This is a genomic window from Syntrophomonas zehnderi OL-4 (assembly GCF_000983115.1).
Taxonomy (GTDB): Bacteria; Bacillota; Syntrophomonadia; order Syntrophomonadales; family Syntrophomonadaceae; genus Syntrophomonas_B; species Syntrophomonas_B zehnderi.
On sequence record NZ_CGIH01000026.1, the window covers coordinates 112564 to 125912 of the forward strand.

Consider the following 13349-nt stretch of genomic DNA (forward strand, 5'->3'; position numbering starts at 1 on the left):
AATCACTTGTAATAATTAACATGAGTGTATAAACTTTAGATAAAGCTATTAATATAAGAAATATTTAGTAAAAAGAAATTATGGAATTAAAACAACGAATTTATGGCAAGGGGGAAATGTTTATGCAAATGATAGCAATTGAGGATACGCACATTGTTGCAGATAACCTGGCGGTTAGCCGGGCTGTATTTGCTAGCGGGGACAGGCAATATCAGGCCGAGTTAAGACTCTATCTGCAGAAGAATGATTGCCTGGGGATCTGTTTAGGAAGGCATGATAGGGGTATAGATACCAGCGAACTTAATGATTATTTGTTATCTCATAAAATGGAACTGCGACAGAAAATCAGCACTCAGATACCAGAATTAAGACGTGAATACAGGCAGAAACTGTTGGCTGATAAGGACGATATTAATTGGCCGGTAGTCAATGCCGGGTAAATGTGTTGCGGCAAAACCATGCTATTAACCGGGTTGACTGGCTCGGTCAGGTTATATTAAGGCCAGCAATGCTCCTGCCGTCAGCCCGGCTAGAAATGCTATAAACAACGGCTTTAACGGAAGCTTTTTTTCTTGAAGTATAGACTTGACCATAGTTCCTTTGACATTTGTCCAAATCCATTGTATCTTATGATTTTTATCTACATAAATTTTATCCTCGTTGTTTTGCTGCGGAAATAACTGCATGCTAATCCCTCGCTTTTTTTGCACCCGCCTGTATTTTCTTCAACTGATTGATACACCATAGATCCGCAATAATACCAACAAAATATAAAACCCAAAAAAAAGGGTTAAAAAACCAGCCTCGGGCCAGTGCCGGGTAGATTGACAGGACAATAACGGTTGTCAAAACACAGGCTGTTAACTTTAATAATATTTCCATAACCGCACCTTAATAAACGTATTTTGTTTATTTAATCTGCAAAAAGCTTGTCAGACATATTTTAGCACTTTTTTATATGCCGCCCAATCCTTGCATTGGGTTTCATTTCATGATATAGTTTGATGTCTGTAAACATAATGGATCTTTAAAGCAGATGTTTAATTCATCCATTTATGAAAAATCACTGTTTTTTCAAGCGGGATTCACATATAATTTAGATATGATGAGTACAATGAATTGTGAAATTTTAAAAACACAGTATCTGTCAGCAATCACCCGGAAAAATTACTCTTTATTTTTATGGCAAATAGATTCGGAGGTGATCTTATGAGAAATAAATGGGGAAAAGGCGATCCTGTCAATCTATCTGATTTGCTGAGGATTACACCAGTAGCCAACGAAATTCTCCACTTAAGTGATGAACTGAACATGACCGTTACTGATGTAATGTGGATTGTGGCTCAAATACTGGAGAATAGCGAAGAACTGGAAAACTCATCGGTTTTTCAATTAGCTGATGATATTGTGTCTCTGGATGATGAGTGGGATGAGTCGGATTTGGAGGCCCTGGAGGAAGAACTGGATCAGTCTGCTTACCTGGTAAATGTTAAGATAAACGGAACCGGCAGATTCCCGGAAATTGGTTTTAAAGCCGGTATCAATGATAAAGAGGACATGAATTACTTTTTTGATATGATCGTAGAAATGCTTGACCGACTGGATGGTTAAACGATTATTTTCTAACCCGGGGAGACCCGGGTTTATTTTTAGGCTGATAGTCTGCTATGGAGGAATTTATGCTAATTGACCTTAACCCCAATATCAAAGTTGTACGGCCCGAGGGTCAAGCCGTATTCCCGTACAGCAATTCAATCTTTATTGACGATAAGGTTAAAACTTTGATAGATGCCGGTTCCGGAGGAAAAGCATACACTGATATCGCGCCTGAAAAAATCGAGCTGCTTTTGCTGAGTCATTATCATTTTGATCATACCAATGGGATAAGCTTTTTTGAAAATGCCCGTAAAATGGTTGGCGAGGAAGAACTGTGGGCCTTTACTGATGAAAACCAATTTCTGCGCTCTTCCGGTTATTTTCGCTGGGAAGAATTAATAGGCAGTCCCAAAGAGGAAAGCTGGTCAAAATCAATCCACCTTCCAGACGATGTTCCGTCCCGACCTGGATTTCAGCATTGGGAAATGGAAGTTTTCAAGGATGGTCAAGAGTTTATAGTGGGGGAAACCCGTTTTAATGCTATCCATACTCCGGGTCATTCCCCGGGGCACTATGCCTTCTTTTTTCCTGACCAGAAGATTCTCTTTTCTGCCGATCTGGATATCTCCCCGCGCGGCCCTTGGTATGGGGGGGAATTTTCTGATTTTGATGATATTGTCCAATCGATAAATAAAATGACGGCTCTAAAGGCAGAAACATTAGTGAGCTCTCATCGCAGGGTTTTTTACGGACAGGTGGAGCAATTATTGCATGATTATCTCAAGGTTGCCTTGGACAGGGAAAACAGAATTCTGGACTGCTTGGATCTACCCTGCAGTCTCGATGATCTGGCCGAACGGGATATGGCTTTTGAATCACTGCCGAAAACATCCCATAATATCTTCTGGGCGAAAATGATGATTCTTAAACACTTGCAACGCCTAATTAAAATGAGACAGGTAAAACATCTGGGGAATTATCGTTATGTGCGAACTGATTAAAAAAAGGAGTTGGCCGCCATGAAAACACGCAACGTAATTTATTTGATTACATTTGCCATAATAGCTTTTTTAATTTTTAAATACGGAGGTGGCGAGGATACCCCCCCTTTGGCAAGTATCAGCAAACAAGATGTATTAGAGGACTTTGCTGATTTGCAGGATAATCCGGGCATTCCTTCCGGCACGCTGGGCGGAACATATTACACCACCGAAGTGTTTTTTCCTGACGATTATACGGGTGATCTGGGCAATGAATTTTATGTAGCCATGGAAGATGGACATTCTATACTTACCCAAAAATATGTGATTTACAAAACCACTGCCCAGACAGACCAAAGCGAGAGTTTACAGTATAAACTAAAAGACAGCTGGGAAGATTTCAAACCCCCGGCCGGTAAATATGAAAGCCATAAATATGATGGAAAGAAATGGATAAAAGTTGAGGTGACCGAAGATTAGTTTTTTTAACTGCTGCAACTCTAATCAGTCAGATCGGCTGGTTTTTAGATACTCCCAAAATTCCACCAGGGGAGAATATCTTAAAAGTCCGGTAGCCAGCTCCATAGTACCCAAGATGCCGCAGACGGTTGCCGGCCAGCCGGTAACCATCTGGCTGCCTGAAAGCAGGAAAAAACAGAATGCAAAAATAATACGGGCCCATACCCCGTCACTCCCGAGCATAAGAACCTCCGTGCTAAATGCTTTAATCTATAGTATTTTGAATATTAAACCTAAATATGTATGAAATAAGCCATAACATTCCAAAAAAAAGTTGGCAAAAATGCTTGCCAAACCTTGCGAATGTGATTATAATATATTAAACTGGCGTCATCTTTTTATAAGAGGCAGTAATACGATACGATAGGAGGGATATAAGTGGATAAAGCCTTAATTGATGAAATCCTAAGGGAAATCGGTTTAGAGCATATCGATGAAGACGAAACCGATCAGCAATAACTTGGAGCCATTTAAGCAAAGACTCTTAAATGGCTCCAAGTTTTTTCTGGTTGACTTTTTATTTTTTGGCGTTTAATTTGCTTAATTCACTAACAGTTTTAAACTCATAGCCCTGATCCTTAAGCTCCTTTATTACCCCTGGCAAGGCCTCAACCGTCTGTTTGCAGGTATCACTAGCGTGCATCAGAATAATAGCACCCGGATGTACCTTTTTGCTGACTCTTTCCGTAATCGTTGCCACCCCTGGATTCATCCAGTCCAGAGAATCCACGCTCCATTGAATGACTTCATAATTTATTTCATGGGCTGCGGCAATGACCTGATCGTTGTAATCACCGTTGGGGGTACGAATCAGTTTGGCATTCACCCCGGTTACTTCTTTTATATTGTTATGGGCTTTCATGATTTCATCCTTGATTTCTGATTTGCTGAGTTTGCTTAGATTAATATGCCGATAACCGTGGCTGGCTATTTCATGACCTTCGGCTTTTATCCTTTTGGGAATTTCCGGGTACTGTTTTACCCAAGGTCCGGATAGGAAAAAGGTGCACTTAATATTATTCTCCTTTAAAATATCGATTACCGGTGCGGGGGTATTATTCCCCCAACTAATATCAAAGGTTAGAGCCACTGCTTTTTTGTCAGTTTCGATCTGATAGATTGGTTTTAACTTATGGTAAGCTTGCACATATACCACACTACTGGTTACCAGCAAGGCAGCCAAAACAGCAACGATAGCCAGCTTGGTTCGCCGATTTAACTGATAAAAACCAAATATTCTGGGCATATCAACCATCCCTTCTGAAACTTTTTTACATTTTATTTAGAAGAAATGTCCTTTATTCTTTTTTTTCTAATTTCATTAATTCGCTCATCGTAACAAAACGATACCCCTGTTTGGTTAAGTCTGTAAGCAGAAGATCAACAGCTTGGGCGGTAGCTAAACCATTTGAGCCGCCATCGTGCAGAATGATAATCTGGCCAGGGGCAATATGCTTTACGATGTGATCTGTGATCGAACGGGAACTGCTGCCTTTCCAATCTTTACTATCTGTTTCCCAACTCCAGTAAGCGATTTTAACCTTTTCCTGATCGCAGATTTTAACAAGCTCATAAGACAGATAGCCGCCGGGGGGACGGAACAGGATTGGTTTTTGCCCCGTGATCTTATGGATGATATTATTCGTTTGCCTGATTTCGTGGCGGATCGCATCTGTGCTCATATTGTTAAATGCTTTATGGCTATAGCTGTGGTTTCCTACTTCATGGCCGCCCTCAACCATCTGCTGCAGTAATTGTGGGTGGGCTTCGGCTTTGTTGCCCATGACAAAAAAAGTAGCCCGGGCATTATGTTTTTTAAGGTATTTTAAAATCTTGTCGGTTACACCAGGATCTGGCCCATCGTCAAGGGTTAAGGCCGCTACTTTTTCGCTGGTATTGACCCGGGTAATGACTATCTTGTTTTTAACCCAGTAATCCATGTTTTCATGCAGGGCGTAGTTATAAAAACCGATAAACATACCCACAAAAAGGAAGCCGCTGAACATAAACCCGGCCGCGGTCTTTTTCCACTTGCCCATAATAAACGCCTCCCGTCAAATACAATCTATTAAGGGAAGGAAAAAAGTATGCTGGATAGAATTGCATGTAAGCCTATCTGTCCATTAATCTGCCGGTAAATATCTATACAGGCCTTGATTTTGCCGGCGGATAAATATATAATCATTATTACCGACCAGGGCCGTTAACTCAGTGGGAGAGTGCTTCCTTGACGCGGAAGAAGTCATAAGTTCGAATCTTATACGGCCCACCATATATACAAGATATAGCGGGGAATGTAGCCCGCTTTTTTTGTTTTTCTGCCTCGAAAATTGCTTGGTGCCGGACTGACCAGCCTGAGAGTAAAGTCCGCACCCCGTTAGGAAAGCGCATGAGTGTCAGGACGAGGTTGTGGGCCCATACTAAAAGGCTATGGTCGTGTCTGCCTGATAAACCGGGGCAATGTAAAAACAATAAGTGTAAGCAAGAATAATTTCAATTATAGTATTATTTTGCTGCGGTCAGAATTGAATAATGAAAAATGGCCTCACATATAATAACGTAAGCATGGTATAGGAGGCCCAAAATGATTTATGAATTACAGATAACCACAACGGCTGGGAAAAATATGTTATGGGAGGATTTTTCCCAGAGATTTTGCTGGCTTAGGGAGCGGGGATATTTGCTGGGAGTAACCCGGGTTGCTTATGAGAAAAACGACTGCCTGTTTCTTACTTTAAGTCTGCGGGGTAATAACGATGATTTATTTTTGAGTGAGGAAGATATCATATATATTTTCAAACACCAGATTTCTGAATTTCTGGCTGAGCATATTTTACGGGATTGGGAAGACAAAATGCTTATAAAGGAGGTTGGCAAAAAAAACCGGCATATACCGCCGCAGGATCAGGAAATTATTGTGAACAAGGCGGCAGGTTTTTTGCAAAGCTTTAACGAAAATGAAAGTCTTAATCTGTTATTAAACTATGGACGTAAAAATAAAATAGCCCATAAAATTATGGAGTATCTGTACTCACATAAAAAATTGGTTATTGAAGGGCTTATTAACTTTTGTTTGCCGGATTATTTAACCGACCTAAGATTTGCAGTAGATCTGGCCTGCGAGGAGTTGCGCAATGAAAAAGAGTATAATGATTTCGTTAAATTACTTAGATATTTTGTGGACACTCAGCCTTCATGTATCCAGGAGGTCAATCTGCGCATGGATGCAGACGGCCTTTTTTGGCTGTGGGATGGGCAGGGAATCAACATTGAAGAAAAACTCCTCGACTGTTATGGCCTGTTCATTGATGAATTAGGCCTGGATGATCTGTTGGTCAGCATTCTGGTTACAGTTTCCCCCCGGCGCATTATTTTGCATAATGTGGAACAATTAAATACTGAACCGGTAAAAATGATAAGGAAGGTATTCGGTGAGCGAATCAAGGATTGCAGCGGTTGTGAACGCTGCTTCAATAACGGATGGGAGAGCGACAAAAGACACCATTAAAGGCCAGAAAAAAAATAATAACTATATTTAGACTAAGCCGGGTGCTTGGTCTTTTTTTTTTGCAGACTAAATGGCATAACGATCAAATGATTGCTTAGGGCATGAAAAAGTGCTATTCTTTGAAAGTAATACGGATTATTAGGTGATAAAATTGATTATTAAAATAATTGGCATTTTGTTTATCAGTACATTGATCGGTTATACTACTAACGTTGTAGCAGTGAAAATGCTGTTCTGGCCGCGCCGGCCGATTAACCTGGGTTTTTACACAATGCAGGGGATACTCCCTAAAAGACAAGCGCAAATTGCAACCAGTCTAGGTGAACTGGTAGATAAAGAGCTTTTATCAATGGATGATGTCCTGGAACGCGTCAATACCCCTGAAGTACAAGAGAAACTGGTTGCCAAGATTTCCGAACTGATGAGGGACAGGCTGAGTGAACTGCTGCCCCGCATCATACCGGCCCGTTTGATTCAGGTGATTATTGAGACTTTGGACAGGGTTCTGCTCCAGGAATCGGGCAAATTAATAGATCAGCTGTTTCGTTCCGGACAGGAATTTCTAACCGAGGAGATTCATATCAGCAAGATAGTTGAAGATAAGGTAAATGCTTTTGATCTTAAGCAACTGGAAGATATGATCAAGGGTGTCTCCGCCCCGGAACTGACATTTATTGAAGTATTAGGCGGCGTAATGGGCTTTATGATCGGTCTGGTACAGATCGCTATTTTATTGTTTTTGCCGGGCAGTTAGGCTTAAATGCGGGAGGTTTCAACAATGGTATCAATATCTTTAAAAGACGGAAGTAAGCGGGAGTTTCCAGAAGGCATAAGCCTGCTGGAAGTAGCCGAAAAAATCAGTCCCAAGCTGGCTAAAAATGCGGTAGCCGCTGTTTTTAACAATAAGGTATCTGATCTGACCGCTGCGTTAGTTGAAAGCGGTGATTTGGAATTTATTGATTTTGAGGATGAACGGGCGCGTGAGGTTTACCGCCATTCTTCATCGCATGTTCTGGCTCAGGCCGTGAAACGTTTGTGGCCGGATACCAGCTTGGCAATTGGCCCGGCTATTGATAAAGGTTTTTACTATGATTTTGATTCCACCCATACCTTTACCCCGGATGATTTCCAGGTTATTGAAAAGGAAATGGCAGCTATCATCAAGGCCAACTATCCTATCGTTAGAAAAGAAATGCCCCGCGATGAGGCCTTGGATTTTTTTGCTGAACGGGGAGAGAACTATAAGGTTGAACTAATCAGGGATTTGCCTGAAGATGCGGTTATAACTGTCTATGAGCAGGGGGAATTCATAGATCTCTGCGCGGGTCCGCATGTACCTTCCACGGGCAGATTAAAAGCTGTTAAAATAATGAGCCTGGCCGGAGCATATTGGCGCGGCAATGAAAAAAACAAAATGCTGCAGCGCATATACGCTACTTCTTTTCCCAAGCAGTCTCAAATGGATGATTACTTGACTAAACTGGAGGAAGCGAAAAGACGGGATCACCGTAAATTAGGCAAAGAACTAGGGCTTTTTGTTTTGCTGGATGAAGGCCCTGGTTTTCCCTTCTTCCTGCCCAAAGGGATGATACTCAGAAATGAGCTGGAGAACTTCTGGCGGGAAGAGCATCAGAAAGCCGGCTACCAGGAAATAAAATCCCCCCTTATCCTTAACCGGGAATTGTGGGAACGCTCCGGGCACTGGGATCACTACAAGGATAACATGTATTTTACGCGAATAGATGAGCAGGATTTTGCCGTCAAACCCATGAACTGTCCCGGAGGCATTTTGGTCTACAAGCAAAATCTTCATTCCTACCGGGATCTGCCGCTGCGCATAGGAGAAATGGGTCTGGTGCATCGCCACGAAATGTCGGGTGTTTTGCATGGGTTGATGCGGGTGCGGGCTTTTACTCAGGATGATGCCCACATTTTTATGCTGCCGGAGCAGATTATTGATGAAATAAAGGGTGTTATTGATCTGATTGATACCTTTTACAGCCTTTTTGGCTTCAGCTACCATGTGGAACTATCCACCAAACCGGAAAAAGCCATGGGTTCCCAGGAAATTTGGGATATGGCTACTGATGCCCTGCAACAGGCATTACAGGAAAAAAAGATGGAATATAAGATTAATGAGGGAGATGGGGCTTTTTACGGCCCTAAAATAGATTTTCACCTGCAGGACTCCCTGGATCGTACCTGGCAATGCGGAACTATCCAGTTGGATTTTCAAATGCCGGAGAGATTTGATTTGACGTATATTGCTGAAGACGGCGAGAAACATCGGCCAGTTATGATTCACCGGGTTATTTTCGGCAGTATTGAGCGGTTTATCGGTATCCTGACCGAACATTTTGCCGGTGCCTTCCCAGCCTGGCTGGCACCGGTACAGGTACGGGTTCTGCCTATTACCGACCGTCAGCATGATTACGCTGCGCAGGTAGTCAGTGAGTTAAAAAAACAGGGGATCAGGGTAGAGATAGACACCCGCAGTGAAAAAATCGGCTATAAGATTCGAGAAGGTCAGCTGCAAAAAATTCCTTACCTGCTGGTAGTAGGCGATAAGGAAGTGGAGAGCGGAGCTGTAGCAGTTCGCCATCGCCAAAAAGGTGATCTGGGCACTCAACCGCTCGATGAATTTATCGGTCTAATCAGTACCGAAATAAGGCAGCGTTTGGTTAAATAGATGCGCGAGGATGCTGATTAACAATGAGGAGCTGCGTAAATCATAAATAATTAGCGTTTAGCTGGTAGCCGGTATTCATGATATTGTATGGGCTTAGAAACCGGATGACTGCATGCCGACCAGGGAACTTAACAAAAAAACCTATATTTTTTTGCCGGGTGATGATTTGCTTGCGCAGGGCCGGACGATTGTGGTATACTCAAAAAGATGTTTTAAGCAGGAGCCGTGCTTCTCACCTTACAACGACTGTTCGTAAGGTTACCAGAATCAAGTAAGACGATTTTTATCTGTAATTTTTCATGGCAGATGGAATACGACTTGTGTATGGCATTTTAGAAGCGGGTTTTTGCAACCCGCTTTTTTATTTAATTATGGAGGTGAATTCCTTATCAGCAAGGATTGGAGAGTTAACGAGGAGATTCGGGTTAAAGAGGTTAGGCTGGTCAGTGAAGATGGTGAACAATTAGGTATTGTCCCGATCCGCGAAGCCCTGCAGATAGCCCAGGAAAAAGGTGTGGATCTGGTGGAAGTTGCTCCGTCAGCCAAACCGCCGGTATGTCGCTTGATGGATTATGGGAAATTTAAGTTTGAACAAGGCAAAAGGGACAAAGAGGCGCGGAAGAAACAAAAGGTTATTTCTATTAAAGAAGTGAAAATGCGTCCTAACATCGAAGAACATGATTTCGATGTTAAAACGAAAAATGCCCGTAAGTTTTTGACTGCCGGTGATAAAGTCAAGTTTACCATTATGTTCAGAGGCCGGGAGATAACCCACCCGGAATTGGGGCAAAAACTGTGCCAAAAATTCGCTGCTGAGCTCGCAGATATCTCTGCGGTTGAGAAGATCCCTAAAGTGGAAGGTAAAAACATGGTAATGATCCTGGTACCCAAAATAGAAAACAATAATGATTAGTAAGGAGGAAACCCCTATGCCTAAAATGAAGACTCATAGAGCTGCCGCTAAGAGATTTAAAAAGACCGGCAGTGGAAAAATAAAAAGATCCAAGGCTTATGCCAATCATATGTTCAGTTCCAAAACGCCGAAAAGAAAGAGGAATCTACGCAAGCCTGGATTGGTAAGTGATGTGGAACAAAAGAGAATCGCTAAACTGATTCCTTATAAATAGATAAAGGAGGAGCTTAGTCATGCCAAGAGTAAAACGTGGGGTTACTTCTCACAGAAAACATAAAAAAGTCTTAAAATTAGCCAAAGGTTACCGGGGGAGCAAATCCAAGCTCTACCGGGTAGCCAACCAGCAGGTTATGAAGTCCGGCAATTATGCCTATGCCCATAGAAAACTCAAAAAAAGAGAGTTTCGCCAATTGTGGATTGCCCGCATCAATGCCGCCGCCCGTGATAATGGCACCACCTACAGCCGGATGGTGCATGGCTTAAAAGTAGCCGGGGTCGATATAAATCGCAAGGTTCTGGCTGACTTAGCCATCTCCGATCCCCAAGGCTTTTCGGAACTGGCTGAACTGTCCAAGAAAGCTTAAGTTTACGATATCAGCAAAAAGTATGGCCCTTAAAGCCATACTTTTTTTATAAACAGACCCAGATAACACAGATTTATTATGTGATTTTGCAGGGGCAGATAAATGCGCCCTTTGAAACTTTCTAACCTTGATCTGAAGTGTTGTCCTTTTTATTAATTTTTACCAATCTTGCCAATAACTTAAAAGGATAATCTGTGTAAATCTAAACAATCTGGGTTATCAGTGTCTATTAAACACTTAAGTATAGCAGGTGAAGTATGAAGATTATTAAATCTTTGGATAATCAAACGGTTAGGCAGGCGCGAAAACTGCATCAAAAAAAGTATCGTGACCAAGCAGGTCTGTTTTTAATGGAGGGGAGAAGATCGGTCCAGGAGGCCTTGGCACGGCCGGAACTGCTGCGGGCTATCTTTATAGAAGAAAGTCTAGCGGCAGACTTCTCTGATTTAGACGGGTTGGATAGTTATATAGTGGACAACAAGCTGTTAAAACATATCTGTACAACGGAAAACCCACAAGGAATCGCTGCTATCGTAAAAAAACCGGAGTGGTCACTGGAGGATTTTTTATCTGAAGACGCTTTAATCGTTTTACTGGATCAAATTGCTGACCCCGGCAATATGGGCAGTATTATCAGAACCTGCTGGGGTCTGGAATCAGCCGGGATTATATTGACACCAGGCTGTGTGGATCCATTTAGTCCCAAGGTGGTCAGATCCAGTATGGGAGGTGTTCTCAACCTCCCTCTTCTGGAAATAAAATCCGCGGCGGAGCTAAGTATCTTTTCTGAGCGCGGGTATGAACTTATTGGGACGGCCTTGGAAAATGCCTGCAATTATTATGATACTGATCTGAGTAAGGCCAAAATTCTGGTATTTGGAAGTGAAGCTACAGGAATAAGTCCAAATTTGAAAAAAAGATGCAGCCGACTCATAAAAATACCAACGAATCCCAAGATTGATTCTTTGAATGTAGCTGCTGCCTGTGCTATAATAGTCGCAGAAGCATGGAGACAGCGACGGTAGATCATGGAGGATATTATACTCTGAGCATGATGGTGTGAATTTTAATTCTACCTTGGAAGAATCGGAGGATGGATCATTTATGTACGATCAGACCGACAGCTTATGGAATCTTTTTGAAACTTCAGGTTGCATCATATACTACCTTTTGTATAAAATGTTTATTACCCAATAGTTAAAATGTGATGAACAGGACAAGTAACCTGCCGGTAACCTTGCAGGGAGGCCGTATCATGGACTGAAAGTATGGCCAGGGGAAAGCAGTTGAATTCACCTGGGAACAGTAAACTGAAACATAGATATCTTTTTACCGTCTATTCAGTAGGTTTAACCGCAGGTCGGCGTTAAAGACATCAAGTGAACCGGTTGCGTTTGACATCGGTTAATCGGGGTGGTACCGCGGAAGCAAGCTTTCGTCCCTTGGGGATGAAAGCTATTTTTATGGGAAAAAATATTATGACATATAAGGGTTGTCCAGGTAAAAATATGCATAAAGGAGGGCTAATTATGATTGAGCGGCTGTTAAAACTCAAACAGATGACGGAAGAAACTATTCAAGGTATTAATGATATGCAAACTTTAAACGAAGTCAAGGTCAAAACCTTAGGAAGAAAAGGCGAAATAACCATGCTCCTGCGGGGGCTTAAAGATCTGGGAGGGGACGAGAAGATCGAGGCCGGCAGGACGGCTAATGAAGTAAAAAACAGCCTGGAAAAATTGATTGAGGAAAAAACAGAACAGATTAAGAAAAAGGAATTGGAACAGCGGCTTAAAAGCGAGAAAATCGACGTCACTCTGCCGGGGCTGCCCCTGGAAAGCGGTGGATTGCACCCCATTACTCAGGTTACCCGGGAGATAAAGGAGATTTTCATGGGGATGGGTTTTACTGTTGCCGAAGGGCCGCAGGTTGAGACCGACTATTATAATTTTGAAGCCTTGAATGTGCCTAAAGATCATCCTGCCCGAGATATGCAGGATACCTTCTACATAGATGAGGAAATCCTTTTAAGAACCCATACCTCACCGGTACAGGTACGAACCATGGAGAAAATGGCCCCGCAGATTCCGGTCAAAATCATAGTGCCGGGCAAAGTATATCGCAAAGATGATGATGCCACTCATTCACCTATGTTTCATCAGATAGAAGGGCTGGTCATTGACGAGAGGATTACCTTTGGCGACCTTAAAGGCACCCTGATGCAGTTTGCGCAGAAGATTTTCCATGCGGATGTGCGGGTGCGCTATCGCCCCAGTTTTTTCCCATTTACCGAACCGAGTGCGGAAATGGATATTTCCTGTGTGAATTGTCAGGGTGAAGGCTGCAGGGTTTGCTCCCATACGGGATGGCTGGAGATACTCGGAGCAGGAATGGTCAATCCCCGGGTATTGCAGTACGGCGGCTATGATCCGGAAAAGGTAACCGGCTTTGCCTTCGGTATGGGTATTGAAAGAATTGCCATGCTAAAATACGGGATTAATGATTTACGTCTTTTCTTCGATAATGACAAGCGGTTTCTTACCCAATTTTAAGGAGGTAA

16 protein-coding genes, 1 tRNA gene and 1 other annotated feature are annotated in these 13349 nt (G+C 42.5%); of the genes, 13 read left to right on the forward strand and 4 right to left on the reverse strand.

Translation table 11 applies throughout. The features are described from left to right. The first annotated feature begins 122 nt into the window (after nucleotides 1-122). Entirely contained in the window at nucleotides 123-440 is a 318-nt protein-coding gene (locus AAV90_RS06825) for a hypothetical protein (RefSeq protein ID WP_046496947.1), read from the forward strand. A 51-nt stretch (nucleotides 441-491) separates the two neighbouring features. Here the strand turns inward: AAV90_RS06825 and AAV90_RS06830 are convergent, their stop codons facing one another. After that, nucleotides 492-686 carry a hypothetical protein gene (locus AAV90_RS06830; protein WP_046496950.1) on the reverse strand — a complete coding sequence of 65 codons (195 nt, stop codon included), beginning with the start codon at nucleotides 684-686 and terminating at the stop codon, nucleotides 492-494. Between the two features lie 523 nt (nucleotides 687-1209). Between AAV90_RS06830 and AAV90_RS06840 the strand changes: the two genes are divergently transcribed. From AAV90_RS06840 to AAV90_RS06850, 3 genes are all read left to right on the forward strand, one after another. Continuing rightward, entirely contained in the window at nucleotides 1210-1611 is a 402-nt protein-coding gene (locus AAV90_RS06840; protein WP_046496955.1) for a hypothetical protein, read from the forward strand. 68 nt (nucleotides 1612-1679) lie between these two features. After that, a complete protein-coding gene (locus tag AAV90_RS06845) occupies nucleotides 1680-2597 on the forward strand; it encodes an MBL fold metallo-hydrolase (RefSeq protein WP_046496961.1) in 918 nt (305 codons plus the stop codon). Between the two features lie 18 nt (nucleotides 2598-2615). Further along, nucleotides 2616-3056, forward strand: coding sequence for a hypothetical protein (locus tag AAV90_RS06850; protein WP_046496964.1), 441 nt, complete (start codon nucleotides 2616-2618; stop codon nucleotides 3054-3056). 24 nt (nucleotides 3057-3080) lie between these two features. Here AAV90_RS06850 and AAV90_RS06855 read toward each other — a convergent pair whose 3' ends face one another. The 3 genes from AAV90_RS06855 to AAV90_RS06865 all read right to left on the reverse strand — a co-directional run bounded on the left by AAV90_RS06855 (nucleotide 3081) and on the right by AAV90_RS06865 (nucleotide 5134). After that, nucleotides 3081-3278, reverse strand: coding sequence for a YgaP-like transmembrane domain (locus AAV90_RS06855; RefSeq protein ID WP_046496969.1), 198 nt, complete (start codon nucleotides 3276-3278; stop codon nucleotides 3081-3083). Between the two features lie 334 nt (nucleotides 3279-3612). Continuing rightward, nucleotides 3613-4341, reverse strand: coding sequence for a polysaccharide deacetylase family sporulation protein PdaB (gene pdaB, locus AAV90_RS06860; protein WP_046496973.1), 729 nt, complete (start codon nucleotides 4339-4341; stop codon nucleotides 3613-3615). A gap of 52 nt (nucleotides 4342-4393) precedes the next feature. Further along, nucleotides 4394-5134, reverse strand: coding sequence for a polysaccharide deacetylase family protein (locus AAV90_RS06865; RefSeq protein WP_052729649.1), 741 nt, complete (start codon nucleotides 5132-5134; stop codon nucleotides 4394-4396). A 158-nt stretch (nucleotides 5135-5292) separates the two neighbouring features. Here AAV90_RS06865 and AAV90_RS06870 point away from each other — a divergent pair. From AAV90_RS06870 to pheS, 9 genes are all read left to right on the forward strand, one after another. Next, nucleotides 5293-5367 (forward strand) — tRNA-Val (locus AAV90_RS06870). A 312-nt stretch (nucleotides 5368-5679) separates the two neighbouring features. Then, entirely contained in the window at nucleotides 5680-6603 is a 924-nt protein-coding gene (gene ytxC / locus AAV90_RS06875) for a putative sporulation protein YtxC (protein ID WP_046496976.1), read from the forward strand. A gap of 142 nt (nucleotides 6604-6745) precedes the next feature. Next, a complete protein-coding gene (locus tag AAV90_RS06880; RefSeq protein WP_207642051.1) occupies nucleotides 6746-7357 on the forward strand; it encodes a DUF445 domain-containing protein in 612 nt (203 codons plus the stop codon). 24 nt (nucleotides 7358-7381) lie between these two features. Continuing rightward, on the forward strand, nucleotides 7382-9292 hold the full coding sequence (gene thrS, locus AAV90_RS06885) for a threonine--tRNA ligase (RefSeq protein ID WP_046496983.1): 1911 nt from the start codon (nucleotides 7382-7384) through the stop codon (nucleotides 9290-9292). A gap of 346 nt (nucleotides 9293-9638) precedes the next feature. After that, nucleotides 9639-10205 (forward strand): translation initiation factor IF-3, encoded by a 567-nt coding sequence (gene infC, locus AAV90_RS06890; protein WP_046496986.1) that lies wholly within the window; start codon nucleotides 9639-9641, stop codon nucleotides 10203-10205. A 16-nt stretch (nucleotides 10206-10221) separates the two neighbouring features. Then, a complete protein-coding gene (gene rpmI, locus AAV90_RS06895) occupies nucleotides 10222-10419 on the forward strand; it encodes a 50S ribosomal protein L35 (RefSeq protein WP_046496989.1) in 198 nt (65 codons plus the stop codon). A 19-nt stretch (nucleotides 10420-10438) separates the two neighbouring features. Beyond that, nucleotides 10439-10789, forward strand: a complete 351-nt coding sequence (rplT, locus tag AAV90_RS06900) for a 50S ribosomal protein L20 (protein ID WP_046496991.1) — start codon at nucleotides 10439-10441, stop codon at nucleotides 10787-10789. Nucleotides 10790-11046: 257 nt separating this feature from the next. After that, complete coding sequence (locus tag AAV90_RS06905) at nucleotides 11047-11814, forward strand: TrmH family RNA methyltransferase (protein ID WP_046496994.1); 768 nt, start codon at nucleotides 11047-11049, stop codon at nucleotides 11812-11814. A gap of 173 nt (nucleotides 11815-11987) precedes the next feature. After that, nucleotides 11988-12235 (forward strand) — a binding site (T-box leader). A gap of 83 nt (nucleotides 12236-12318) precedes the next feature. Further along, nucleotides 12319-13341, forward strand: coding sequence for a phenylalanine--tRNA ligase subunit alpha (pheS, locus tag AAV90_RS06910; RefSeq protein WP_046497211.1), 1023 nt, complete (start codon nucleotides 12319-12321; stop codon nucleotides 13339-13341). The last annotated feature ends 8 nt before the right edge of the window (nucleotides 13342-13349 follow it).